The 26,970-nt window shown below is 39.8% G+C and carries 24 protein-coding genes; 15 read left to right on the forward strand and 9 right to left on the reverse strand.

Features of this window, described 5'->3' with window-relative positions; genetic code table 11:
* Positions 1-52 precede the first annotated feature (52 nt).
* The 11 genes from ACX17N_RS08200 (at position 53) to ACX17N_RS08250 (ending at position 10,702) form a co-directional block, all read left to right on the forward strand.
* The gene (locus ACX17N_RS08200; protein ID WP_458892073.1) at positions 53-2,833 is read left to right on the forward strand and encodes a molybdopterin-dependent oxidoreductase; all 2,781 of its coding nucleotides are present in this window, start codon (positions 53-55) and stop codon (positions 2,831-2,833) included.
* A complete protein-coding gene (gene mobA, locus ACX17N_RS08205; RefSeq protein ID WP_458892074.1) occupies positions 2,830-3,441 on the forward strand; it encodes a molybdenum cofactor guanylyltransferase in 612 nt (203 codons plus the stop codon). Before ACX17N_RS08200 ends, mobA begins: the two co-directional genes overlap by 4 nt.
* A 127-nt stretch (positions 3,442-3,568) precedes the next feature.
* Positions 3,569-4,585, forward strand: coding sequence for a GTP 3',8-cyclase MoaA (gene moaA, locus ACX17N_RS08210; RefSeq protein WP_458892075.1), 1,017 nt, complete (start codon positions 3,569-3,571; stop codon positions 4,583-4,585).
* Positions 4,586-4,589: 4 nt separating this feature from the next.
* Positions 4,590-4,850, forward strand: coding sequence for a MoaD/ThiS family protein (locus ACX17N_RS08215; protein ID WP_458892076.1), 261 nt, complete (start codon positions 4,590-4,592; stop codon positions 4,848-4,850).
* Positions 4,851-4,854: 4 nt separating this feature from the next.
* Positions 4,855-5,373 (forward strand): molybdenum cofactor biosynthesis protein MoaE, encoded by a 519-nt coding sequence (locus ACX17N_RS08220; protein ID WP_458892078.1) that lies wholly within the window; start codon positions 4,855-4,857, stop codon positions 5,371-5,373.
* A gap of 23 nt (positions 5,374-5,396) precedes the next feature.
* Positions 5,397-6,320 carry a bifunctional molybdenum cofactor biosynthesis protein MoaC/MoaB gene (gene moaCB, locus ACX17N_RS08225; RefSeq protein ID WP_458892079.1) on the forward strand — a complete coding sequence of 308 codons (924 nt, stop codon included), beginning with the start codon at positions 5,397-5,399 and terminating at the stop codon, positions 6,318-6,320.
* On the forward strand, positions 6,320-7,546 hold the full coding sequence (locus ACX17N_RS08230; protein WP_458892080.1) for a molybdopterin molybdotransferase MoeA: 1,227 nt from the start codon (positions 6,320-6,322) through the stop codon (positions 7,544-7,546). The genes moaCB and ACX17N_RS08230 overlap by 1 nt, the downstream gene beginning before the upstream one ends.
* A 44-nt stretch (positions 7,547-7,590) precedes the next feature.
* Entirely contained in the window at positions 7,591-8,355 is a 765-nt protein-coding gene (modA, locus tag ACX17N_RS08235; protein ID WP_458892081.1) for a molybdate ABC transporter substrate-binding protein, read from the forward strand.
* Positions 8,356-8,369: 14 nt separating this feature from the next.
* The gene (gene modB / locus ACX17N_RS08240; protein WP_458892083.1) at positions 8,370-9,053 is read left to right on the forward strand and encodes a molybdate ABC transporter permease subunit; all 684 of its coding nucleotides are present in this window, start codon (positions 8,370-8,372) and stop codon (positions 9,051-9,053) included.
* Between the two features lie 3 nt (positions 9,054-9,056).
* Positions 9,057-9,704, forward strand: coding sequence for an ATP-binding cassette domain-containing protein (locus ACX17N_RS08245; protein ID WP_458892084.1), 648 nt, complete (start codon positions 9,057-9,059; stop codon positions 9,702-9,704).
* Positions 9,705-9,808: 104 nt separating this feature from the next.
* Positions 9,809-10,702 (forward strand): LysR substrate-binding domain-containing protein, encoded by an 894-nt coding sequence (locus ACX17N_RS08250; protein ID WP_458892085.1) that lies wholly within the window; start codon positions 9,809-9,811, stop codon positions 10,700-10,702.
* 1,188 nt (positions 10,703-11,890) lie between these two features.
* On the opposite strand, the gene ACX17N_RS08255 is transcribed toward ACX17N_RS08250, so the two are convergent.
* The 4 genes from ACX17N_RS08255 to ACX17N_RS08270 all read right to left on the reverse strand — a co-directional run bounded on the left by ACX17N_RS08255 (position 11,891) and on the right by ACX17N_RS08270 (position 17,062).
* Positions 11,891-12,799 (reverse strand): alpha/beta hydrolase family protein, encoded by a 909-nt coding sequence (locus ACX17N_RS08255; protein WP_458892086.1) that lies wholly within the window; start codon positions 12,797-12,799, stop codon positions 11,891-11,893.
* A gap of 36 nt (positions 12,800-12,835) precedes the next feature.
* Positions 12,836-13,624 carry a crotonase/enoyl-CoA hydratase family protein gene (locus tag ACX17N_RS08260; protein ID WP_458892087.1) on the reverse strand — a complete coding sequence of 263 codons (789 nt, stop codon included), beginning with the start codon at positions 13,622-13,624 and terminating at the stop codon, positions 12,836-12,838.
* A 545-nt stretch (positions 13,625-14,169) separates the two neighbouring features.
* Positions 14,170-15,297, reverse strand: coding sequence for a porin (locus tag ACX17N_RS08265; RefSeq protein WP_458892088.1), 1,128 nt, complete (start codon positions 15,295-15,297; stop codon positions 14,170-14,172).
* A gap of 349 nt (positions 15,298-15,646) precedes the next feature.
* Entirely contained in the window at positions 15,647-17,062 is a 1,416-nt protein-coding gene (locus tag ACX17N_RS08270; protein ID WP_458892089.1) for an aspartate ammonia-lyase, read from the reverse strand.
* Positions 17,063-17,202: 140 nt separating this feature from the next.
* Between ACX17N_RS08270 and ACX17N_RS08275 the strand changes: the two genes are divergently transcribed.
* On the forward strand, positions 17,203-18,075 hold the full coding sequence (locus ACX17N_RS08275; protein WP_458892091.1) for a LysR substrate-binding domain-containing protein: 873 nt from the start codon (positions 17,203-17,205) through the stop codon (positions 18,073-18,075).
* 172 nt (positions 18,076-18,247) lie between these two features.
* Here the strand turns inward: ACX17N_RS08275 and ACX17N_RS08280 are convergent, their stop codons facing one another.
* Positions 18,248-19,186 carry a LysR family transcriptional regulator gene (locus ACX17N_RS08280; RefSeq protein ID WP_458892093.1) on the reverse strand — a complete coding sequence of 313 codons (939 nt, stop codon included), beginning with the start codon at positions 19,184-19,186 and terminating at the stop codon, positions 18,248-18,250.
* 89 nt (positions 19,187-19,275) lie between these two features.
* Between ACX17N_RS08280 and ACX17N_RS08285 the strand changes: the two genes are divergently transcribed.
* Together ACX17N_RS08285 and ACX17N_RS08290 are read left to right on the forward strand one after the other, a co-directional pair.
* Complete coding sequence (locus tag ACX17N_RS08285; RefSeq protein ID WP_458892095.1) at positions 19,276-19,920, forward strand: alanyl-tRNA editing protein; 645 nt, start codon at positions 19,276-19,278, stop codon at positions 19,918-19,920.
* Positions 19,917-20,555, forward strand: coding sequence for a LysE family translocator (locus ACX17N_RS08290; RefSeq protein ID WP_458892096.1), 639 nt, complete (start codon positions 19,917-19,919; stop codon positions 20,553-20,555). Before ACX17N_RS08285 ends, ACX17N_RS08290 begins: the two co-directional genes overlap by 4 nt.
* A gap of 188 nt (positions 20,556-20,743) precedes the next feature.
* Here ACX17N_RS08290 and ACX17N_RS08295 read toward each other — a convergent pair whose 3' ends face one another.
* A complete protein-coding gene (locus tag ACX17N_RS08295; RefSeq protein ID WP_458892097.1) occupies positions 20,744-21,205 on the reverse strand; it encodes a hypothetical protein in 462 nt (153 codons plus the stop codon).
* A gap of 331 nt (positions 21,206-21,536) precedes the next feature.
* On the opposite strand from ACX17N_RS08295, the gene ACX17N_RS08300 reads away from it, so the two are divergent.
* Entirely contained in the window at positions 21,537-23,726 is a 2,190-nt protein-coding gene (locus ACX17N_RS08300) for a TonB-dependent receptor (protein WP_458892098.1), read from the forward strand.
* A 118-nt stretch (positions 23,727-23,844) separates the two neighbouring features.
* Here ACX17N_RS08300 and ACX17N_RS08305 read toward each other — a convergent pair whose 3' ends face one another.
* From ACX17N_RS08305 to ACX17N_RS08315, 3 genes are all read right to left on the reverse strand, one after another.
* Complete coding sequence (locus ACX17N_RS08305) at positions 23,845-25,050, reverse strand: MFS transporter (protein WP_458892099.1); 1,206 nt, start codon at positions 25,048-25,050, stop codon at positions 23,845-23,847.
* 150 nt (positions 25,051-25,200) lie between these two features.
* Complete coding sequence (locus tag ACX17N_RS08310; RefSeq protein WP_458892100.1) at positions 25,201-25,602, reverse strand: rhodanese-like domain-containing protein; 402 nt, start codon at positions 25,600-25,602, stop codon at positions 25,201-25,203.
* A 704-nt stretch (positions 25,603-26,306) separates the two neighbouring features.
* Positions 26,307-26,729, reverse strand: coding sequence for an Lrp/AsnC family transcriptional regulator (locus ACX17N_RS08315; protein ID WP_458892238.1), 423 nt, complete (start codon positions 26,727-26,729; stop codon positions 26,307-26,309).
* Positions 26,730-26,970 lie beyond the last annotated feature (241 nt).

The following is a 26,970-nucleotide window of genomic DNA, read 5'->3' on the forward strand; positions in this document are numbered from 1 at the left end:
GTACAACAATTTTTGCTGCCATGGGTTCAAAAGTAATAAAAGGGAGCACCGTATGACCAGTATTCCATTTGTGGAACTTCAAAGCTCGACGACTCAAGTTGCGGTGAGTACAAGTACAACCTGTCCTTATTGTGGTGTAGGTTGTGGTGTTGTTGCACATGTTAAACATACGGCGCAAGGACAGGTTGTCAGTGTGGAGGGCGATGCTACGCATCCCTCCAATTTCGGTAAATTGTGTATTAAAGGCAGTAACTTAGCCGATACCCTTGGACTGGAAACACGTTTATTACAACCTATGCTAGGTAGAAGTACTGCACGTAAAATGGCAACTTGGGATGCAGCCATAAATCAGGTAGCAGAACAGTTCCAAGCTTGTATAGATCAATATGGACCTGAAAGCATAGCCTTGTATGTGTCAGGACAACTTCTGACTGAAGACTATTATGTGGTCAATAAATTTGTAAAAGGCTATTTAGGTACTGCAAATATCGACACCAATTCACGCTTATGTATGTCTTCCGCAGTGGCAGCACATAAACGTGTTTTTGGGGAAGACATAGTCCCTGCGAGTTACCAGGACTTCGAACAGACGGATATGGTGGTGCTGGTCGGCTCTAATACAGCGTGGTGTCATCCCGTTCTCTATCAACGCATTATGCAGGCGAAAGCAGAACGCGATATTTTTGTCGTTGTGGTAGATCCACGATTTACCAGTACCTGTGAACAGGCAGATTTACATTTGCCTATTTTACCCGGACAGGATATCGCACTCTTTAATGGCTTATTGCAATATCTGCATCAAAACGGTTTTGCCGATCAGGCTTTTATTGAGGCGCATACCCAAGGTGTGGAAGCTGCCTTACACAGTAGCCTAGCGGAACAAGACCCTGAAGATGTCGCAACACAAACCGGAATTACCCTCGAAAAACTCCTGCAATTTTATGCAAAATTTGCACAAACTGAACGCGTGATGACCCTGTTTTCAATGGGCGTGAATCAATCCTCGCAAGGGGTGAACAAAGCCAATGCCATTACCAATTGCCATTTATATAGTGGGAAAATTGGCAAAACTGGTGCCGCACCGTTCTCCATGACAGGTCAGCCGAATGCCATGGGAGGACGTGAAGTGGGTGGTCTCGCCAATATGCTGGCCGCCCATTTAGATCTTGATAATGTGCAGCATCAGCAGTTGGTACAGAATTTCTGGCAAAGTCCTGTTATTGCCAAAGCAGCCGGTTTAAAAGCGGTAGACTTATTTGAGGCGGTTGAAACTGGCAAAATCAAGGCGCTGTGGATTATGGCAACCAACCCCGTCGTCAGTTTACCCAATGCTGATCAAGTCAAACGCGCCTTGGAAAAATGTCCGTTCGTTGTGGTTTCAGATATTTGTGAAAACACGGATACCACTGCTTTTGCCGATGTTTTATTACCAGCATTAGGCTGGGGAGAAAAAGATGGCACCGTCACCAACTCAGAACGTCGCATTTCCAGACAACGTGCCTTTTTAGATGCCCCAGGTATTGCCAAGGCAGATTGGTGGACGGTTTCTCAAGTGGCCCAAAAAATGGGCTTTAGTGGGTTTGACTTTCAAAATGTCAGTCAGATATTTACCGAACACGCTCAACTTTCTGCCTGTAACAATGTCCCTTTAGTACGTCGAGATGAATCAGAGACCTTTCGCTATTTTAATTTGCAAGGCTTAACCGAACTCACAGCGCAAGAATATGATGATTTAAATCCTATCCAGTGGCCCGTTTGGGAGAAACAGCAGTCCGCTGAAACTGTGCGACAAATTTATGCCAATGGGCAATTTAGCCATGCCAATGCAAAAGCTCAATTTATTTCTGTTGAAAATGTCGCACCTGCGCATACGTGTACCCGTGAGTATCCTTTGATCTTAAATACTGGGCGTATTCGTGATCAATGGCATACCATGAGCCGTACAGGATTGTCTGCAAACTTAAGTACCCATCGTGCCGAGCCATTTTGTGAAATTCATGCACAAGATGCTTTGAAATATGGCTTAAAAGAAGGAGATTTGGTTGAGGTTTCATCGGCTTGGGGGCGATGTGTACTTAAAACCACCATTTCACAAGGCATTCGCCGTGGTCAAATCTTTGCACCAATTCATTGGAATGACCAAGTCGCTTCAGATGCCCGCATTGGTAAAGTGGTGAATCCCGTGGTGGATGCCATTTCTGGTGAGCCTGAATTTAAACACACGCCGGTGATGCTGCAACCCTTTTATACCCAATGGCAAGGGGTATTTTATGTGCGAAATGAGTTTGCTGCGATGGTGAAGGGCTCTATTGAAGCCTGTGTTTGGTGGACCAAAGTCACTACGGCCAAAGCCGTACGCTATGAACTTGCAGATCGTCGTAAATATGAAAATATCACCCAAGATTTAAAAGCCCTGTTGCCATTTCATGATGAAAGTTTTGAATGGCTCAATCTTGATGATCATAGTGCTCAAATCAGCCATAGTGTCATATTGAAAGATGGGATTTTAATCGCCAGCCTCTACATTGCACCGCGTGCCTTGCTGCCAGATCGTGACTGGGTTGCAACTTTGTTTAAGCGTGAACGTCTCAGTGCTCTGCACCGGAAGGCTTTGTTGGCAGGGCAGCCTATGTCGATGAACAACAATGAAGGTGCATTGGTCTGTAGTTGTTTTAAAGTCGGCAAGAACCGAATAATGGAAACCATTAAAGAGAAAAACATCACCAACGAAAAACAAGTCACGGCATGTTTAAAAGCAGGCGGCAACTGTGGTTCTTGTCTGCCTGAAATTCGCGGTTTAATTAAAGCCTGTCAAACGGAGGGTGTGGAATGAGCAAAAGCTATCCTGTCACTGATCTGGTCATTCTTGCGGGAGGACAAGCACGACGCATGAATGGGATGAATAAACTTTTACAAACTTTTGATGACCAGATGCAACTTTTAAAAATTCAACAAACTTTAAAAAATCAGGTCAATACCGTCTGGGTGAATAGTCATCGGGACTATTCACTGTATCGTAAACTTGTGCCGAGTATTCACTATTATCAAGATGAACAAGCGGGCTTTTTAGGTCCATTGATGGGCATGAAAAGTGCGTGGGCGCATGTTCAGGCCGATTATGTATTATTTGTACCTTGCGATGTGACGTATATACCAAAACGTGTGATTGACAAACTGCATGCCGCACTGGCAAAAAACATACATGCAGAAGTGGCTTATGTGGCAATCAATGGTCGGGCACTGTATCCCTTCTGTCTGCTTAAACGCAGTGCATTGACGCAACTAAATCATCATATTGAACTAAAACAGTTCAGCTTAAGACAGTGCTTTGCAGAATTGCACCCGCAAGTAGCGCACTTTAATAACAAAAACTTATTTTTTCACAGTATTAATTCACTGGATGAATTACAACAACATCAGCAATTAAAACTCCTCAGTTAAATGTTCTTCAAGCACAAAGTTGGAACACTTATTGCTAAGTATTTTATAGCTATAAGCACAATCGCAGTGCAATAAATGCAACAGCACAGTGATGGTGCGGTGGTCATTCCCAACTTGGAATATCAGTATGACAAAATTTAGACACAACGTTAGCGTGGCTTTTACAGACCAATTTGGTCGCAGCAAGCGTAAACTTCGAATTTCAGTGACGGATCGCTGTAATTTCAAGTGTGTCTATTGCATGCCTGAACATCCAGAATGGATGAAGAAACACCAATTGCTCAGCTTTGAAGCCCTGTTCCAGTTTTGCCAGTTTATGGTGCAACGTGGCATTGAACATATCCGCATTACCGGGGGTGAGCCCTTAATGCGTCAGGGGGTGGTGCACTTTATTGCAGAATTACAAAAACTAAGACCACTTGGACTCAAGCAAATTTCCATGACCAGTAATGGTCATTACCTAAAGAAATATGCACAAGCGTTAAAACTTGCCGGACTCGACAATCTCAATATTAGTTTAGATAGTCTAAATGCCACACAATTTGAACAGCTCACCCAAAAACAGCTAGCGCCTGTACTTGAAGGAATTCAAGCTGCTTTAGCAGTCGGGCTGCCAGTTAAAATTAATACGGTGTTGATGCAAGGCACAAATGAAGATCAGATTATTCCACTGGTGCAGTGGGCAAAAGACTTGGGGATTCCACTGCGGTTTATTGAATTTATGCCTCTCGATGGCGACCGTCGTTGGACTACGGAACAAGTGGTTAGTGAACATCAAATTTTGACTACGCTTGCATCTACCTTCAGCATTCAAACCCTAACAGAGCCAACCCGCAGTCCAGCACGACAATACTTGGTCGATGGGCATCCCATTGGCATTATTTCAACCATTACCCATGCCTTTTGTGGGGAATGTGACCGTGTCCGACTGACTGCGCAAGGTGAGTTTTATAACTGTTTGTTTGCCACGCAGGGCTTGGCTTTAAAAAAGGAGATTGAACAACTTGAAGCTGAGACAACACTATCCCCAAACGGATTAGAGCAAAAGCTTGCAACTTATATCTGGAATAAAAACGCAGGGTTTCATGCCATACAGGCGCAGCAGACTCACAGAAAAATTAGTATGCATATGATCGGAGGTTAGTCTGATGCAAGCCAATTCAAGTATTCCCATTCGAATTGAAGCCTATGGTGCGGTAGAAAAATTACTGCCCTCGAATTTGGTCATTCAGAGTCCAGCACATGCGGATATTGGTGCCGTCTTAAGCCATGTTGCGGCATTGTATCCTGAAGCCAAAACCTTGATTGACCGATGTGCCTGTGCAGTTGGTGAAGACATTGTACCGCGTCAAACTCCCATACAACATGCCATGACTTTGGTGTTGTTATCACCTGTGGCGGGAGGCTAAGCAGATGAGCTTGAAGAATTTTTCCCGAATTCAGACGACGGCACTCAACCAAGACTATTTTGATGGCATACAGCATTTTCCTGAGTGTGGCGGAATTGGCATTTTTATCGGCACAGTGCGCAACCATCACGAGGGTAAAGCCGTCAAAGCTTTGAAATATACCGCTTACGCACCTGTTGCAGAAAAAATGATTCGAGCGATTGAGCAGGAAATTCAAGCCAAATATCAGGTGTCCTATGTGCGAGTAATCCACCGCGTTGGTGCTTTAGCAATTGGTGATACCGCCATTATTGCCATGGCCTATGCCGTACATCGCCGTGCAGCTTTTCAAGCCTGCGAAGAAGCGGTAGAGCGAGTCAAACATGAAGTGCCTGTCTGGAAGGAAGAATTTTATGCAGATGGCAGCAGTCAATATGTAGAAGGCTGTTGTATTCGTAAAGACCATGATGATGGGGTGAAAACATCTGAGCATCGCCATCAGCATGACTGCCAGCAGCAGCATACTCATACCGCTTCGGTCTAAATTTAGAATTATAGGAATCAGCAATGAAAAATGTAGGCATGAAAGCCGAAAGTTATCGGGTTGCGGTTGCAACGGGAATTCTGCATGCACCTGCACATTGCATAGAATTACTGCGTAATGGCAATACCGAAAAGGGGGATGCCTTGAAAACGGCCCGTATTGCGGGAATTTTGGCAGCAAAACGGACAGATGAACTGATTCCACTGTGCCATCCATTACCCATTTACCGCGCGGATGTGGAATATGAACTCTTTGAACAACATGTGCTGATTACCGCGACCGTCGAAACCATTGGCCCGACGGGAGTCGAAATGGAGGCACTCACGGCAGTCAGTTTGGCAGGCTTAACCCTGTATGACATGCTTAAACCGCACTGTGAACCTGAAGATTTATGCTTAGATCAGTGTAAATTGGCGCAAAAAAAAGGCGGAAAATCGCATTATACCCGTGCCTTAAAAGATGCGATTCCTGCATCCATCATTGTGCTTTCAGATACAGTGGCCGCAGGGAAAAAGCCAGATACAGCGGGTCTAAATGTTTTAGACATCTTGAAAGAGGCAAATTTTAAAGAGATCGCTTATCAAGTTATTCCCGATAGCCCTGAGCAGCTTTTAGCGCTGATTGAACAGCAAAAAAATCAGTACCCTCTGATTTTGACCGTGGGAGGAACGGGACTGGGACCTAAGGACCTGACGGTTGAAACCCTGCAACCATTGATGAAAAGAGAAATTCCGGGCCTGATGGAAGCTTCTAGAAGTTTCGGACAAAAGCGTACGCCCTATGCTGCACTTAGTCGCGGAGTTGCAGGCTATATTGATCAAAGTTTGGTGATTACCTTGCCAGGTAGTCGACAAGGGGCAAAAGAGTCTTTGATTGCCATTCAACCGGCTTTGATTCATCTGTTTGATGTACAGAAAAATATTCCGCATGCGGGAGGATATCAATAATGGCAGGCTGTGGTGCAGAGCATGGGCTGATTAGCATTGATCAGGCATTGAATTTGATTTTAGAAAAGGTACACGCTTTACCCAGTGAAAACATACCCTTAGCACAAGCTCTGCATCGTTATCTGGCAGCAGAAATTTACTCTGCAATTGATTTACCTTTGTTTAGCCAAAGTGCAGTCGATGGTTATGCGTTATGTAGCCATGAGCCAATCTTAGCCAATACCACATTTGAATTGGTGGGTGAAATACGTGCAGGACAAGATCAACATATTCAATTAACACATGGACAGGCACTGCGTATATTTACTGGTGCCAAGATTCCAGAAGGTACCACGACAGTCGCGCGGCAAGAAATTGTGACTCTATTGGCTTCTAATCAAATCAAGATAACCACGGATTTGGCACCTCATGCAGATATTCGTGATGTCGGGGAAGAACTCAGAAAAGGGCAATTACTGGCACAAAAAGGGCAATATTTAGGTGTCGGTGCAATTGCTGCATTGAGTATGGCAGGTGTAATGGATGTCGAGGTTTACCGTTATCCACGTATTGCTGTGGTCATAACTGGCGATGAAGTCGCGCAAAACTTAGCTGATTTTGCAGCAGGTATGATTTTCGATGCCAATGCTCCGTTAATTCAGGCGTGGTTCATCGAGCGGCAGCAACACGTTAAAATTTTCCATGTGGCAGATACCGAGTCTGCGGTGATGCAATTGATGCAGCAGTTAAAACAGCAATACGATGTCATTCTGACTACAGGCGGTGTTTCCGTCGGGGATTATGATTTTGTAAGGCCTGTCGCATTGGCCCAAGGCTTCGAGCAAGTGTTCTGGAAAGTTAAACAAAAACCTGGCAAGCCCATGTTCTTTGCAATATTTCAGCGATCATCGGATCAAGTCTGCTATTTATTGGGACTCCCAGGCAATCCTGCTGCGGTATTTGTGGGAATGCAAATTTATACTTCAACTTTACTTCTGGCCTTGCAAGGTCAAGCACATTTGCCGAACTGGTTTACAGCCACACTGACGCAACCGATTAAAAGTGATTCCAGAGAACGCTTGTTAAGAATGTCCGCACAATTTGAGCAAGGGCAGTTAAGGATCAAAAATTTGTCTAAACAACAGTCACATATGCTGAGTAATCTCATGCAGGCCAATTGCCTAGTTCGAATTCCTGAAAATCAGGCGCTGACCGAGGGCTCGATGGTACAAGGATTATTTATTTAGACCTGATCTATAAAATTGAGTCCAAGATTTTGAGTGGTGATGAAATGCAAGGCATAAATGTCATACTGTTCGGCATAGCAGCACTTTTAACAGTTACAGCACAGGCTGGAACAGTGAAAGTCTATGCGGCGGCTAGCTTGACCAATGCTTTAACCGATATTTCAAAACTTTATCAAACTCAGTATCCGCAAAGTAAAATTGTGCCAGTATTTGGAGCCTCATCGGCTTTGGCCAAACAAGTTGAAGCGGGTGCCAATAGCGACATTTATTTTTCTGCTGACTTGGACTGGATGAATTATTTGCTAAAAAAGCAGAAAGTTAGTCCTCAACAGGTAAAACCTTTTTTATTTAATCAGTTGGTCGTGATTAGTCCACGCCAAATGAAGATTGCGTTTCAAGCCCAGCCGCAATTTAACTTTGCACACTCATTTCAGGGGCATTTATGTACAGGGCAAATGGAGTCAGTACCCGCAGGGAAATATGCCAAACAAAGTCTGAGTAAACTCGGCTGGCTGAATGGTTTAAAGGGGCGAATGGTCGGGACGGATGATGTGCGTGCGGCATTGGCTTTTGTGGAGCGTGGTGAATGTTCCGTAGGGATCGTCTATAAAACCGATGCCTTAATGAGTCAAAAAGTCAAAATTATTGGAATTTTTCCTGAAAATACCCATCAACCGATTATTTATCCGATTGCCTTAACTCGTCAGGGTGTAACCAATAAAGAGGCAGTGCAGTTCGAACATTTTGTGCGTACACATCACACAGCAAAACAGATTTTTCAACGCTATGGTTTTGTTGTAAAGCCATAGAATAGGACAATGCTATGTTAAGTCCAGAAGAACTCAGTGCTTTATATCTCTCGGCTAAAGTGGCTTTGTTCGCCACATTCCTGAGTCTGCCATTCGCAATTGCATTGGCATGGCTCCTTGCACGTTATGAGTTTCGGTTTAAATATGTGCTTGAGGCGTTGTTACAAATGCCGATGGTTTTGCCTCCCGTGGTTTTGGGCTATTTGCTTTTGCTGCTGTTTGGTCAGCAAGGCTGGATTGGGCGTTCTTTAAATGAGCTTGGCATACAGGTGGCTTTTAATTGGAAGGGGGCTGTACTCGCGTCAATGATTGTCGCATTTCCCTTAATGGTGCAACCCATTCGTCTGTCATTTCAACTCATTAACCAGCAACTGGAACAGGTCGCTGCGACCTTAGGTGCGAGTCCCATTTGGGCATTTTGGAGCGTTAGTCTACCTTTAGCGATTCCCGGCATCATTATTGGCAGTATTTTATGTTTTAGTCGCAGCCTTGGCGAGTTTGGCGCAACCATTACCTTTGTCGGCAATATACCTGATGAAACCCGAACCATTCCGATTGCTATTTATTCTTTTTTACAACAACCGAATGGGGAAGACATGGCGATGCGTTTGGTGGGGCTATCCATGCTGTTGGCCTTTGCTGCATTAATTGCTAACCATATGATTTTACAGAAATACCAAAAGCGACTTGGAGGTTAAAGCATGTTGAACTGTGACTTCCATTTTCAGCAGGGTCATTTCAAGCAACATATTCAATTGCAGATGTCAGAGAGTATTCTGGGTATTGTTGGTGTTTCAGGAAGTGGTAAAAGTACATTTTTAAAAAATTTGGCAGGGCTGCTTCAGCCACAAGCTGGTTTTATTCAGCTCAATGAGCGCATATTATTCGATGCCGAGCAGAAGATTATGCTGCCAACCCACCAGCGACGGATTGCGTTAGTATTTCAGCAAGCCTTATTGTTCCCGCATTTAAATGTACAGCAAAATTTAAAATACGCAGAAAAACTTAAAAATACACCACACACCAAATTTAGTTATGAACACATCGTAAAATTATTAGAACTAGATACACTGATTTTACGTAAAGCCCATCAACTTTCAGGAGGTGAAGCACAACGCGTCTGCTTAGGTCGGGCGTTATTGGCATCGCCTGATTTATTACTTTTAGATGAACCACTTACTGGCTTAGACCCGCAACTGAAACAACAGATTCTCCCTTTTTTTGATCGCATCAAACATGATTTGGTATTGCCCATGATTTATGTGACGCATCATATTGAGGAGTTGGAAAGTTTAAATGCCAAAATATTTTGCATGCAGGCAGGACAATTAATAGACCAAACCCTTTAGAAAATACATACAATCAACCAAAAAGATAGAATTAGATATTGGCGTACATTTGAAAAAGCGCGATGATATAACCCTATGGTAAAAATATCAGGATTTTTAATTTAGTGTTCGAACTCGACTGTAAACTACTTAGCATTTTTTTCTACGTATATAAATTTAAAAGTGTATCGGTTGCGGCAGAACAACTTTGTATGAGCCAACCAGCAGTCAGTAATAGCCTAAATAAAATCCGACAACATTATAACGATCCACTGTTTTTACGCATTGGCAATGAAATGATGCCGACGGAACTCTCCAAGCAGCTATTTCCTTTGGTGAGTGAAGCTTTAAATCGTATTGAATTAATTAATAATTTCACCATTGATTTTGACGAAATGAATTCTCATCAGCAATTTAACATTGCGATGACTGATGTCTCTCATTTGGTGCTGTTGCCAAAAATATCGCAGTATCTAAAACAGCATGCACCGCATGTCAGACTCAATGTACGCCCAATTACGTCTGAAACCAGTTATCAAATGGCAAATGGTGAAATTGATCTTGCGATTGGTTTTTTGCCGCATATGGAAAATGGCTTTTATCAACAACTGCTATTTGAACAATACTATGTGGTCATAGCCGCAAAGAATCACCCACGCTTGACCCCAAATCATTTAAGTATTGAGCAGTATTTAGCTGAATCTCATATTGATATTGATGCGGGTATTGGGCATTACCATATTGAAAATGAACTTTTGAAGTTAGATTTAAAACGTGACATCATTATGCGTCTGCCGAGTTATTTAGGGGTCGGTTTGGTGGTGCAAGAGTCAGATGCCATTGCAACGGTACCGTATTATTTAAGCGAAGTGTTATTGTCGCGTGGCAATTTGCAAATTTTTAATGCCCCCATTTCATTCCCAACTTATAGCGTAAAGCAATTCTGGCATATGTCATGTCACCACAAAACGAGCCATCAATGGTTACGCCAGATGTGCCATGAAATTTTAGCTCGCTAAATTGATTGAATAATTTGAACCATTAAAATTAAAGGATGCTTTGCCATCCTTTTTTTGTTGATTAAAGGCTAGTTCGACAAGTCATATGATAAATGTGCTTGAGTTGGCTGAAGCCGATTAAAGTTGCTTAGCAAAGTCATGCCAGTTTGGCCTTAAAATCAATTCGGATTAAAGCAGGTACTTGCATACTCTAATGGGATAGGAGCCAGAAGATGAGTTCATAGCACTTAATTCATACCCCTAACTAATCAGAACATTTTTGAATCGTAGTGATACAAGTCCCAGAGGTCGACGGCTTACCATGCTCTAAAAGAGGGTTGACTGCTGCAGCAGATGCTCTGCTCATTGTGCGATAAATTGTAATGACAGGTCGTATATCTTAATAATTTAATGTAATGACAATGTCATCTAATATGGCTGCTATCCCTTGTATGGTAAAGCGTTACACAATACGTGTATTTAATACATCATGTTTAGTGGCTGGGGAGAATTGATTGCAATGACCTCAAAGCAAAAGCCTTAATTTCAACGTAGTGGCTGATTGAAGTCAGCTTTTTTTGGGATTGCTGGAATGGTAGATTGGGCTCACGAAAAATTTAAGTGCTTTGATTTTGGAATACTGGGCATTCATGATCGTCATTAAACTTAAACCAGACGGCTATGCTGGACTAGGCAAAGACAGCTTTTTTGTTGGGTTAGAAGATGCCGCTTTTTAATAAGTTGTTGCAGATGATTGTAAGTTGTTTGAGATGTATAGCTACGCTTTTTAAGCGGCTTATGCAAATACATAAGCATCAGTTAAAATGACGCCCTAACCGATGCGATATGTAATGCCGAGTTTTATAAAACTAGCGCATAAATGCCGAGTCTGCATTTACTACAAATATGACGCAGATACAGAAAAAAGCACAGTATAAGAAAAACCATAAAATCATACGTTTAAAAGCTTTGTCAGAAATGGAGCTGTCCGCATACTTTTCTGGTTTTTTAGAAGCTTGATCATCATTCATCACAAAACTCACTCTGTTCTATTCTGTCATGATTATGCTCAGACTAAAGCTACTCAGGTAGATACACATCCATGCTAAAAAACTATAACAGATCAAGCATCCATGATGCTGTCTGTCATAATTTAGATAAAATTTAAGGTTTTTCTTAAATCGATGAGCTGTTCAGCTGCATGTAAGACTACGCCATCTTTTTCTGCAAAATTTCATCAAAATTTTCAATAACATGATCCCAGATTTGCTTGGCATCCTTTTTAAAATAGCCCATATGCCCAATCTTGGTCATACCCAACTGCCGCGGTATTAAATCATGATATTGGATTGTTGCCTGAGGATAATATTTCATAAAAGCATTTCTCGACTTGGGCGAGGCCCATTCATCATCAATCGAGGTTGCTGCAATAATCGGGGTTCGGACTTGAGCGAACTGTGTTAGTAACTCTTTTAACAAGGGATCCGCAAAAAAGTATTCTTTATTTTTACTCCATTCAGCCCACTGCAAATAGACATTTAAGGGTAAATCTGTCCCCATGTTAAATTTACTCCAAGGCATAAAACCATAACGCTTGGCAATTGGTGGAAAGACCAGATTTTGTAGAATTTGCATTTTTAATCTGGCTTTGAGTGGCATGTAACCAGACCAACTTAATCCTGTGCCGAAACTATAACAGGCGCTAATCTGATCATGATTGCTTAACATGCCCAAGGCCTGTCCACCATAAGAATGTCCAATCATAAATAACGGAAGGTCTTGTTGGCTTAGGTAATCAATAGCTCCTGCCAAATCAGAACGTCCCCAATCTAGATAATCCATATTAAAACCATTGAGATGTTCAGGAGAAGAACGCCCGATACCTCGATAATCGAAACTTAAGACCTGATACCCCGAAAAAGTCAGATATTCAGCAAAACGTCGATAAAATTCTTGTGGAACGCCTGTTGCACTGGCAATCACCACATTGGCTTTGGGCAGTGTGGTTTGCGGACTGTAAAGTAAGCCATGCAGGGGGTAAGCATCTTGTTGTGATGGAAAATGGATATGTTGAATGAACCGTTTATGAGCAGTAGACTGCAAATTTTGTGTTGGCATCGATATTCCTTTCGATTTTTCATTTAAGTTTTTATGTTATTTCCCTTTAAACTCGGGTTTTCTTTTTTCAACCATTGCCATGACACCTTCATGTGCATCTTCGGATTGGAATAATTTGGGCAAATAGTTGACTAGATTTTGTAAAGCAAAGGCTGATCCTTTTAAGTTTGCCTCAATGGCTGATTGAATTAAAGCTTGCACTGCTAAAGGCGCAGCAGCACAAATTTCTTCAGCAATTTGAATGGCGCGGGTTAATTGTTTGCCCCGAGCGACACTTTCGGATATGAGTTTTAATTCTAGGGCGGTACTGGTGGTAAAACTTTTTCCTGTAAGCAAATAGGGCATTGCTTTTTGCCAGCCCGCGGCTTGTATAAAGCGTACTGTAGCACCGCCAAAGGGCATAATGCCACGTAAAACTTCCATTTGCGCAAATTTACAGTCTTCACTGGCAATCACCACATCTGCATTTAGCATCAATTCGATGCCTGCGGTAAAGCATGTGCCTTGCACAGCAACCACCACCGGTTTACTACGCGGTTTACCGCTAATTCCCCATGGATCAATTTGATCCTGAGCAAAATTAAAAATGCCTTGTGTGAGTTTATCTTGGAGTTCAAGTAGGTCTAACCCTGCGGTAAAGTGCTCGCCATGGGCAAAAATTACGGCACAACGCAAGTTCGCATTGGCTTCATAGTCGGTTAGGGCTTGCGACAACGCTAAAATCATGTGGCTATCGAAGGCATTTCTTTTCCCCACACGGTCTAAACCAATCAAGACAAGATGCCCTTGAATTTCACACGTAACTTTTCCATTTTCTTTACTCATCATTATCTTCCTTATTATGTATAGACTTTCATTCGAATGCGCTTAAACAAGTGAATCAATTATTCTCAGTTTTCAATATAGCAAAAAAACAATAAGAAGATATTTCAATACTCAAATTTAAATTAAAATAAATATCTGAATTTAAAAATCAATTTATTTTAAATACATTTTCTTACATCATTGTTTTTATTCTCGGCCAAATTGATACCTAAAAATAAGGTTTCATAAAACTTCTTTGTTTCAATAAAAGATGAGGAAAATATTAGAAAAATTTCATCACTAGACTCAGTGGGTCACTGAATTGTTCCGCTGTTGTATATGATGATTTCATATACAAATGCTGTAGCTCAGGTAAAAAATGAACAGTGTAGCGATGAGATCAGCATTTTTAATTGTCAGGTTTTTATAGCATCCACTAGTTTAGCTGTGTAATTGCTATTTAAAGCAATCAATTTGTGATCGCTAGGATTTTAGTAACAGGCTTATTCAGCAGTAAATAATATTGCTGAATAAGCCCTTAGACATCAATTTATATAGCCAAGCTTCTAGAAATTAAAAGCAAAATTAACATTCAGCATTTGTTTCCACTCCGTATCTTTAGAGTCCGCAAAAGCATTCATATCCCCACCAATGAAAGCATCATTTTTCGCAAACATATATTCCGCATTGATACGTAACTGTTTATAGTCAAACTGGAGACCAGCGATATTTCGATACGAGTTTGGCAGTTTGTCTTTTTTAATTAAACCGCTCAAGACTAGATAAGGACGAAAGCCAGTTAAGTTTTGCATGCGATCTGGAAATTTATATCCAATGTCTGCAACATAGTAATAAGCTTGATTGGCCAAGTTATATTCGGTGTCAAAAGAGCCTAGGGTAGAGTAATTTAAATCAGCTTGCCCATTGTTAATGTCTTGATAGCCAAAGGTTAGCGTTGTATCCAGCTGGTTCTTTTGGCTCTTGGCAAAGACATTACTATTAAAGCGTGAACCAGTTTTGTGCGTATTCTGGTTGTCTAATAAGGAATACCAGACCGAAGTTCCAACTTTATAATCTAAACCCGCATATTGATCGTGATAGCTATATTTTCCGAACAACATATGTTGCTCTTGAATACGCGTGGTGTCAGGCTGATCGCCCTTGATCAAGTTTGCACTATAGCGTGCTGCATCTTTACTAGAGCCGATATGATGGCCGCCATCTGTAGGGAAGTAGCCAATACTCCACTGGTGCTGCTTAGTTTGCTGGTCATAACGAAAACCAAGGTTATGTGTATCTTGCATACCTAAGGTATACATCATACTTTCGTAATAACTGGCATCCCAATAGGTATCCACCCCAAAAGGTATGGGCTGTAACCCGACGCTTAGCAGTTGATTCGGGTTAAACTGATAAGTGAAATAAGCATCTGACAGCACAGAAAAATCGCATAATTCATCAAATTGATAACAACGCGCGGTGACGAGTCCGCCCCAATTATCGCGCTGATAAGCGAAAGATAAGGTCACATCATTGAAATTTAATTTACTTTTTTCAGTTTCAACATAGTCTTTATATTGATAATTGCTATTCGCAACGCCAGAAAACTGAAAATGGGCATCTTCGGCAAATGTGGTATTTGGGTAAAAAAAGAAAATAGGTAAACTCGTTAGAGCCGCATATTTTTTAAGCATGTAAGTTTCCTCAACAAGATTAAAAATGAAATATGTCAACAATATGAGTGTTGTAGAAAAACTGATGCAAAGGCTTCGGTATAGCTTTAAGACAAGATGATGTAAAAAAATAATTATGGATTACATCAATGATTTTATTGAATAAAATCTAGAAGAAATAAAGAAATGAAAGAAAAACAGCAAACAGAAAAAATCTTAAATAACACTCATCATAAAATTGAAGAAGGGTCATGATAATAAAAAATAGCCATGTTTTTCAAATCTTTGCTTATTTTTCTTGTAATAACGTAAAAAAGGAACTTATGGGCTAAGTTCCTTTTTTATTTATTTTGACCTAAAAATCAATCGATTAAGATGATTGTTTAGGGTGAACCATGTTTTGTACAGAAAGCACTTCTGCTAAAACTTCTTCTGAAAGTAAGTTTTCAGCCTTAATTAAAGCAAGGATACTTTGACCAGATTCATTGGCTTCTTTGGCAATACGCGTAGTTGTTTCATAACCAAGGTATGGATTCAACACAGTAATAATACCAATCGAGTTATCGACTAAGTGTTGGCAATGTTCAGCATTAGCACGGATGTTTTCGATACATTTTTGCTGGAACATACGCATTGCTTTACCTAGTAAATCAATGGATTCAAATAATTTGAATGCAATTAAAGGTTCCATTGCATTTAACTGCAATTGACCCGCTTCAGCAGAAAGGGTAATTGCCAAGTCATTTGCAATAATTTGGTAACATGCCAAGTTCATTGCTTCTGGAATTACAGGGTTTACTTTACCCGGCATGATTGAACTACCAGGCTGACGTGGTTCTAAATGAATTTCATTTAAACCTGCACGTGGACCACTTGACAACAAACGTAAGTCATTTGAAATTTTTGCAAGTTTCGTCGCTGTACGCTTTAAGAAACCAGACAATAAAACGAAATCACCCATATCTGAAGTTGCTTCAATTAAGTCAGGAGAACTAGAGATATTCTTTTGCGTAATTTGCGATAAAGCTTCGATAGCATGTAAACGGTATTCAACTTCAGTGTTGATACCTGTACCGATCGCTGTACCCGCCAAGTTCACCACACTTAATGCGCTCGGCATAATGCGGTTCAACATGTTTAAGTCATTTTGCAAAGTATTTGCAAATGCACCAAATTCTTGACCTAAAGTCATTGGTACAGCGTCTTGCAATTGCGTACGACCCATTTTCAGAATATGCGAAAATTCTTCAGATTTTGCGCGGAAACTGTCAATTAGGTTTTGGAACGGTGTGTTAAGTTGATCTAAAGAAAACAATAGACCGACTTTAATTGCAGTAGGGTATACATCATTGGTTGACTGTGACATATTTACATCATTGTTTGGATGTAAATATTTATATTCACCTTTTAAATGGCCCATAGATTCCAAACCAATATTTGCGATTACTTCGTTCGCATTCATATTGGTTGAAGTACCAGCACCACCTTGAATCATATCAATTGGGAATTGATCATGATACAAATCATTCATCAATTGTTGGCAAGCAAACTGAATCGCATTGTATTTATTTTCTTCAAGTTTGTTGAGTTTGAAGTTTGCAACAGCACATGCCGATTTAACCATCGCAAGTGCTTTAATAAAAATAGGAAAATGGCTTAACTTATTCGGGCTTAAATTGAAATTTTCTAATGCTCTTAGGGTTTGTACGCCGTAATAACAATGGAATGGCACTTCCTTAAAGCCTAGCAAATCTTTTTCAGTCCGTGATTTAATTTCAATGTTCATTGAGAAAAGCTCTATAGCGGGATTAATTTTATCTTAGAGCGACTACCCCCGACCTGACTAATGTAAAAAAATATTTATCCATGCATTTTTTGCATAACACTGTATAATTATTAGTAACGATCAATTTACGGACAAATTCAATGTCATTGGAAATTCGCTGGATTGAAGACTTACTTGCGCTTGAACAAGAAAAGTCTATTTCAAAAGCAGCAGAACTCAGACATGTGACTCAATCTGCCTTTACCCGCAGAATTCAAGCCATTGAAGATGCATTAGGCTTCCAAATTTTAAAGCGTTACAGTAAAAATGTAGACTTTACTGATGCAGGACAAATCTTGCTATCTTCTGCAAAAAACATACAAAATCAGTTAGATACAACCATTAAATACTTGGAAAAGAACATTAAGAACAATGAGCTCTCCATCAAGTTTGCCGTTTCACACTCGCTAATCACTCAATTTTTTCCCACCTTCATTCACAATTTATATACAGATATTAAAGATCTTCAACTTGAAATTATCGCTGCAAACATGAAGCAAGGCATGCGATTATTAAAGGAAGGTTCATGTGATTTCTTAATTTGCTATTGTGATGAAGAAACTTTAAAACAATTAGACCATGCAATTTTTGCATTTCATAAAATTGTGAAAATGGAAGTACTTCCCGTGGCTTCAGCGCGAGAAAAACACGAGAAATATAGTTTAGATCAACACTTCCCTTTATTGTCTTATAGTAAACAAGCATATTTAAGAAAATGTGTTGATCGTGAAATTGAAAATAAACTCGACTATCGTATTCTTTATGAAACTGATAATGCCGGTGACTTAAAAGCTTTGGTTTTACAAGGACTAGGCATCGCTTGGCTACCGAAACTTTTAATTGAAGAGGAAATTTCGGAAAATAAATTACGCGTCTTAGATAATTATCATTTTTTCCAAGATGTTTATATTATTCGAAGTAAAGTAATTTACTCTCAGCGTATGGATTATATTTGGAATACCTTAATCCAATAAAATAAAAAGGCATTGTATAAATAAAAGATTAATCATTTTTTAATCTATTTATTTATTGCCTTTTAAACTATTTTTTACTCAAATTGTGTGCAGAATTTAAGCTGTATTGTACTTGGATTTTCACGATTGACAGGATTTTTCATCCTGATCTCGAATGGGCTTGAAAATCCATTTATGTATCTGGTCTTAACAATATCGGAGCCGTGGCTAGCTTATCCGCTAAAAATTGAATCAATACTTTCATTTTTGGAGGTAAGTGTTTGGTTGCAGGGTAAAGTAACCATGCTCCGCCACTATAATACGTTTTGAAATACCAATCTGGTAAGACCTGAATCAAGGTTTTGCTTTGAAGGGCTTGATTGGCAACAAAATAGGGCAAACTCGCAATGCCCATATGTTGTAATGCCGCGTCTAGACGAACTCCCGTATGATTGGCTGCATAGCGTCCTTTTACATGAACCGTTATATTTTTACTGCCTTTTTGAAATTTCCATTTTGAATCAATGGCTTGCTCGCCTAAATAGACACAGTCATGGTCTTTTAAATCTTGCGGGTGTTGGGGGATGCCTCGTTGTGCCAAATAGGCAGGGGATGCACAGATCACATGATCAATTTCGATTAATTTTCGCCCCATTAAGCCATTGTGAGGCTGTTCGGTAATGCGAATGGCAAGATCAACTTCATCCTCAATCAAATCTATATATCGATCTTCTAATAGAAGTTGAATGTCGATTTTTGGATATAGTCTGAGAAATTCAGGTAAGTGCGGATGAATTAAATAATGTCCAACCGCTTTAGGTACACTCATCCGTATTTGCCCTTGTGGCTCGGAATGAAACTTTTCTGAGCTTTCCATGACCGCCTGAGCCGCATTTACCATGTCTAGACAACGCTCATAAACCGCATGTCCACTTTCACTTAAACGTAAATTTCGGGTCGTTCTTTGCAGCAATCTTGTACCCAATGCTTTTTCGAGGCGTGATATTGCACGGCTGATTGCAGAAGGGGTTGTACCCATCTGGCGAGCAGTCTCGGAGAAACTACGGGTTTCTACGACTTTGACAAATGTTGCCATTTCATTGAGTAAGTGAATATTTTGATTTGTGCTCATGGGGCAAAAGTTATTTGATTTTTTGCTAGATTATCACGCTACAGACAAAGTTATAGAATTTTTTCATGTGAAGAAATTGGCTATTAACTATGGAAAAAAGTCTTTATTTATTTGGAATTAGCGAACATAACGTCGAAGTTTTGGCTTGTGAGCCCTGTGAGAATAATTATTTCAAAGTGATATTGAATCAAACCCCTTTTCATCCGCAAGGAGGCGGGCAGCCCAGTGATGTGGGGAGAATTGCAGCAAGCGAAGTGCTGCATGTTACATATGAAGAGGGCAACATTATTCATCTGTGTAAACAGGCAGTTGCACTTGGACAAGCCTATGCAAAGGTGGATGACGCGCAGCGACATTTTCACAGTCGGCTACATAGTGCAGGGCATTTAATAGGGCATCTTGTTGAGACTTTCGGTTGGCAGCCCGTTAAGGCACAACACTGGCCAAATGATGCAAAAGTACAATTTAAAGCCACTGAAAACAGCCAAGCTGTGGATCAAATTGTTTTACAAAGCCTGTTACAACAGTACATTGATCAAGATTTACCTGCAAAAATTACCATGCATGAAAATGGCTTTCGTGAAATTGCATTTGGTCATCTGTCTAGTTATCCATGTGGTGGAACGCATGTTCAATCGCTCTCAGAAATAGGTGAAATTGAGATTATTCAATGTGAAACAAAGAAAGGAAAACTTTCGATTCACTATGCTTTAGCTACAGAGCATAGCGCATGAATGTCTATTACCACGAGTTTTTGACCTTAGCACTGATTCACTTTCTTGCTGTAATTATGCCTGGGCCCGATTTTATTGTCACCGTTCGGCAAAGTACCTTATATGGCCATCGAATTGGGTGTATGACAGCTCTGGGTATAGGTTGCGGTATTTCCGTTCATGTGTTGTATACCCTCATGGGTGTGGGGCTTATTCTTTCGCAGAATCAGAGTTTTATGATTATTTTCCAAATGATCGGAGCTTCATATTTACTTTATTTGGGGTGGAATTGTCTCAAGGTGGGATCTAAACCAATTGAACTCAACTTTAGTGAAGCTTCTAACCCAGCACAAATGACCAGTTTGAAAGCATTCATGATGGGCTTTTTAACTAATGCATTGAACCCTAAGGCAACTATTTTCTTTTTAGCAATTTTTACGAGTATTGTGAGTACAGCAACTCCGTTAGGCATCCAAATTTTTTATGGTGGTTGGATGTGTTTAGTGAATGCTTTATGGTTTGTTGGTGTCAGTTTGATTTTTACACGTGTGAATATTCGGGCTGGTTTCCTCAAATATAATGGTGTACTTGAAAAAGTTATGGGCGTGTTATTGGCTGGAATCGCATTACGCTTAATCTGGAGTGTTGTTGTTTAGCTTAAAGAAATTAGATTTCTTAGCGGTTTGCATAAATAGGCATTTGCAATATTCAAATGCCTAAATTTTTATAGCTTATTGTATATTTTGGGGTATGATTTAAAATCTTAAATACAGCATAAGCAATTGATAAAAATAATCTTTAAATTTCAAGGAAGGCAAGTATATTGCTAGATTATGAGAACTTTCTACTGAATTGCCGAGCTTCTATTTTTTATGAACACGTGATCATCAGCAATAGCCTCACTAGAAAGAATCGCCTTGTAAATAAAGACTGGTATACCATCTTCCACATCTTGAACTTTTAGCTCTTTAGAACCATCACGATACTCAAATATTGCAATCGGGTATCGATCTTGATCGGCAATATAAAAACGATGATCTTTAATGATCAAAAGTTCATTAAGGAACTGATGTTGTAACAAACGCATGAATTTACTTTCATTTGGAGAAAGTAAATTCAGCTCTCGAATTCGATCTGCATCACTGTAATGTTGAAGCTTGGCTCGTTGTCGTTCGTTATAACTTAAATAAACATTTCGCGTATTGGACTTGGGTTTAGTATTTGTGGCGTGTACCTCTTTACGAGAATCACGAAATAAATAACCAATAATAAATCCGAGAATGAGACAGAAGATTGAAATACCCATTATTTGTTCAATCCATCTGCGCAGTAAATTTATAAATCATGAGTTTCCCTCAATTATTATTAAGTAGATGCTCTACATTCTAGCATGAGTTAGGTAGGTTAAATGGACATGGAAGCCAGCTCATAATTAACAAAAGATAGTCACTATATATTGGTTGGCTTAATGCTCATTTTAGTTATTCCTTAATGAAATTAAGGATAATGCATAGCGTGCAACGATACTTTTTGAATTAGAACATGAATGACGCAAAGATAATTAATGTTTTACATATTTATTAATAATGATTATCATTCGCAAGATATAACATTTACAACTCTTGGAATAAATAAGAATGCGCTTGTCACACTTTAGTCTTTGCTTGCTTACAACAGCAATTTACAGCCAACTTTATGCAAATGATGCTGTTGTGATAGGGGCTGAAACACAAAATATCGAAACGAAGCTCCCAACTCTAGTGATGACAGCCACACGAACACCCAAAACTATTGCGGAAATTGCGGGAACGGTTCAAACCATTTCAGCAGATGAAATTGCACAACAGGCAGGTACGGGTCGTAAAGTTGCAGATATTTTGGCACAACTTGTACCTTCGCTTGCGCCAAGCAGCGGAACAAGCAGTAACTATGGTCAAACCATGCGTGGCCGTAATGTACTGGTGATGATTGATGGTGTATCACAAACAGGATCTCGTGATGTAGCACGTCAACTTAACAGTATTAGCCCGAATATGATTGATCATATTGAAGTTGTTTCTGGAGCGACCAGTATTTATGGTTCTGGCGCTACGGGCGGAATTATTAACATTATTACGAAACGGGCAGATCAATCCGAACCTATCAGTTTTCAAACCAAATTAGGGGTCACATCGGCTGATAATTTCCGAAGTGATAGTTTAGCTTATCAAGTTGGACAGACCGCTTCTTTTGCCCATGACAAAGTAGATGGTTTTCTGGGCGTAGACTATACCAGCCGTGGTTCACAGTTTGATGGTCGAGGAGATCGTATTTCATTAAGCCCGTGGCAAGGCAGCACCATGGATACCGATACGCTAGATGTAAATGGACGACTGAATTTCAATTTGACGGATAACCAAAGTTTAAGTTTTGGTACGCAATATTATAAAGATGAACAAGATACCGAATATGGTCCTGATTATTCTTATTTACAAACCAAAACCGCCCCTTCGTTAAAAGCGGTTAAAGGTTGGGGCTTAGATAATCAGCCATTTACCGAACGTTATGCTTTTAATACCCAGTATCAAAATCAAGACGTCTTAGGGCAAATTCTAAATGTGGAAGCCTATTATCGAAATGAGAAATCGCGCTTTGTCCCATATGGTTATTCGGCAGATGGTGTCAGTGTCAAACAAAGCCAGTCGAATGTGGACTATGCAGGAATTCGATCAACTTTACAGTCCGATCTGAGATTAGTCGATCGTGAGTTACAACTGACTTATGGTCTGGACTATGACTGGGAAAAAGATCATCAATGGGCAGAATACTATACGCCAAGTAGTAACGGTTTGGTCTATACCGCTACAGGAGAAACACAGGGTCTAGGCCCTGATACCGAAATCCAGAATATTGGAACTTTTGTGCAAGGGGATTACGCTTTAACGGATCGCCTCAATATTCAGGCAGGAGTACGCTATCAATATGTACAGGCAGATACTGACAGTTATTTAACTGCGCGTAAGCCTTATACCTTAATGGCAGCAGATTCGACAGATTCAGATAAATTCCTGTTTAACTTAGGTACAGTTTACAAACTGACAGATGCACAACAGATTTATGCCAATTTCTCTCAGGGCTACAGCTACCCAGATGTACAACGTGTTTTGCGTGATGTCGCTGCCTATACTTTAACAACTTCAGGCATTGAACCTATAACCGTGAATAGCTATGAACTGGGTTGGCGTTTAGCCCAAGATTCAGGATTAAATATAGGTTTAACTGGGTTCTACAATACATCAGACAAAGTTGTGCAATTTAACTCTGACCGATCTGTGAATGTGGTAGATACCGACCAACGGGTTTATGGAACAGAAGCCACTGTGAGTTATCCATTTATGGAGAACTATAAAGTGGGTGGGACTTTGGGTTATACACGTGGTCAGTACAAAGATGCAGCCGATAATTGGCATGAGTTAAATGCCTTTACGGTTTCACCAATGAAGGGAACCTTGTTTGCGGAGTGGAGCAATTCTGAAGGTTACGGTTTGCGTGCGCAAATGCTGGCAATTCAAGGCACGAATAAAGCCTATAAAGATGATCTTGAATTGGAGGCAGCAGGATATAGCGATAGTAATAGTGCTGCGGAAATTAAAGGCTATACCACTATGGATGTGTTGGCACATTTCCCACTGGCAAAAGGGCGTGTTGACTTTGGCGTTTATAATGTATGGGGCAAACAATATAAAACGGTTTTTGCACAGCAAGCAGCCGTCACGAATGCTAATTCATTACTGGCAATTCCTGCTGAAGGACGTACTTTCGCTTTGAGCTATACCATAAAATACTAATTTTTTTGAAAAGTATCCGTAGCAAGATTACGGGTACTTTTATTTTAATTATGTTGGCATCACTCTAGTCGTTGCAAAATTAATAATAACAAAAATATGGTGACCAATAATAAGTAAGTTAAGCTTTGCTACTGCTGAGGGTTTTATAAAAACCAAATATTCCTAGCACAGGTCCAATCAGTAAAATCCAGGCAGAATCTAGCCCAATTTGATCAAATGCTGCTGTGGTTAAAGCAATTGAAATAATTGTGATGGCAAAGCCAATCGAATTTTGTAATGCCAAACCTGCTCCCAATTTTTCAGGAGGGCATGCCGCTGCGGACAAGGCAGAAAATTGGGGTGAATCGGCAATGACTGATACCGCCCACAAGATGAAAATAAACAAAAGGAACCAATCTGGTAAAGTTCGCCAACCGAGTACAAACACCAAACAGCTCAAGCCAGAAGTCATTAAAGCAGCAATTGCAACACGATCACTGCCATAACGTTTTGCACAAGCCCCTCCAATTAAACAGCCTATTGCACCACTTGCCATAATGAAAAAAGTGGTTAAAGCCAGATTAGCTAGATTTAGTCGTTCAACAATTCCTGTATGGGCAATATAGACAGGAAGGATGGTCCAAAATGCGTAAAGTTCCCACATATGCCCAAAATAACCCAGTGCAGATGCTCTAAATTTCGTGACTTTAAACACCTGAAATACTTGTTTATTTTTACTAGATACTTTCGGGGGTATGGTGCTGTTGTCTCCCAAAAGGAAAATAAGCAGTGCAGCCAAAGCGGCTAATAAAGAGGAAAAGGTAATTACATAATGCCAGTTGAGCTGTGTAGAAAAGCCGTTAAGCGCATGTGGCAAGGCTGAACCTAAAGTGAGCATAGCCACCAATAAGGCTAAGACTTGTCCTGCTCGATTTGGTGCCCACTGCACCACTAATTTCATACCAATTGGATAAATACCGGCTAAACACACACCTACTGCAAAACGATACGCCATGCCATCAATTAAGCCATGCGCCAGCCAAGCAAAACATAAGTTAAATAGGGCACCAAGCAATGCTGCAACTGTAAAAATTACACTGGCTTTAAAGCGGTCGGCAAAACCGCTAAAGGCGATGACAAATGTGCCAATAATAAAGCCCGCTTGCACGGCATTGGTCAACCAGCCAATATCTGCCACTGTAATTTGCCATTCACGCATTAAATCCAAAGCAGCACTATTGGCACTAAACCATAAGGAAGTTCCAAATAATTGCGCAATCGTGATCATACCGATGGCATGTTTTGATGTAAAAGCCGATATTTTGTCTTGTGCTTTATAATCCATCCAGGCCATCCCTAGCTGATGAAAATATGCCAATTGTGCGAGTTAGCAGATTAGGTTTTTGATGCTTAATGGCTTTATGCACTTTTCTAATGTGAGAGGTAGATGCAATCACTTCAAAAAAATAAGTCTATCAACAGAGGAATCAAATAATTAACCTGCACAACCACAATTCACAACTTTACCCGATTGTGCTTGTTGACCTGAAGTTTGGTAGCCATCACGCTTCCACCAGTCAAGCCCGCCAATTAATTCTCTGACCTGAAAGCCTAAATGAGCCATTTTAAGTGCCGTCTTGGTTGAAGCATTGCATCCGATGCCATCACAATAAGTGACATACAATACCGATGGATCTAAATGCGCTAAGGATTCTGGGCTAATTTCTCTATGCGGAATATTCACAGCATTCGGAATGTGCTCATGTTGATAGGCTTCAGCACTACGACCATCCACCACGATAATTTTTTGTCCTTGATCTAAAGCTTCAAACAAATCCCAAGAATCTATCTCATAATTTAATTTGGCTTGATAAAATTCTAGTGCAGTCAATGCCATGTTTAGACTCCTTTTGTTTTTTAGATATCATCATCAAATTTATAGTGATAACAGCAATTTAGCAATTCGTTATACACCTAAAAATCAATTCACATATTTAGATAGATTTTCGCATTTGGATGTCCTCACTAGAGTTTGATGAACAAAAGTCATTTATGTGCTTCGAAAAGTAAGCGATGTGGTGAGCGAGGGTGTTGTGGATTCATCTTTTATTCGTTTTAAGCTTGATGACAATCTAGCAAAATGCGATTTAAAGTTGCCTGACATTGTCTTTACGAATCCCAACCCAAGGGCTAGAACGAGTAAAGCAACAAGAGCTAACGTTTGAAAAATAATCAACATTTGAGCAAATTGATCATTTTTATACTCTTTATAGTCAAAATTTAAGCGATTAATTGGTTATTTAACTACCTGTTAATTATAAACTGATGATATTCATTTGTATTTTATATAAGCATAATTAATACCAAAGTCGCATTTATGAGTACGTTAATATTAAAAAAATTTCCCTAAATAAATATTAAATGGCCAGTTTAAATATAAAAAAATGGTTAAAAAGTATATTATTTTAAATGCTTAATTAAGCGCATTTAATTTAATATGGTTTATATTTTAAAAATATTCTTATAATTTAATATTTTTCAATAAATTACTTACAAACCTATGAATTTTTCTCCATAGGTTTGTAAGTTTAATATCAAGTTTTAAGTCTTATATGTAGACAGTAAAATATTCGTTTCACTATTATAAATACCTGAAATACAACGTATTCCGAGTAAGATATTATCAAAATTCTCTAAGGTATCAGCTTCAATTTCAACTAAAATATCCCACTTGCCATTTGTTTTATGCAAACGTTCTACAGCAGGGATTGTTCTTAATTCACTGATTACTGCTCTAGCTTTAGTACCTTCAACCATAATACTCATCCATGCACGAATCGTATTTTTCTGTGCATCTGGACGATAGCGAATGGTGTATCCAGAAATTACACCTGAAGACTCCATATAATCGATTCGACTCTTAATTGTTGGTCGAGAAACTCCAATTTTTTCTGCCAATTCAGTAACAGACATTCGAGCATTTTCTTTCAACAATCCTAGAATAATTTGATCAATATTACTCATTTTGCATCCTGCAATTACCAATTTGGAAAAAAATAATTCATTTTTAAAAAAAACACAAATTTTTTTAATCATTTTGATTCTTAATAATATAGGTACGGTTAGACCTGAATTTTTTTACGAAGGAGGGGCGAACCACCTAAGGCCAGCAGGCGAAGTTGCAGAATCGAAATGACTGTAATTTGAGGTGGGAAAAATTAACCACAATTAGGAATTATGTTGTTTAGGGAAGGAATTATGACAT

This window comes from Acinetobacter sp. GXMZU3951 (assembly GCF_054457875.1).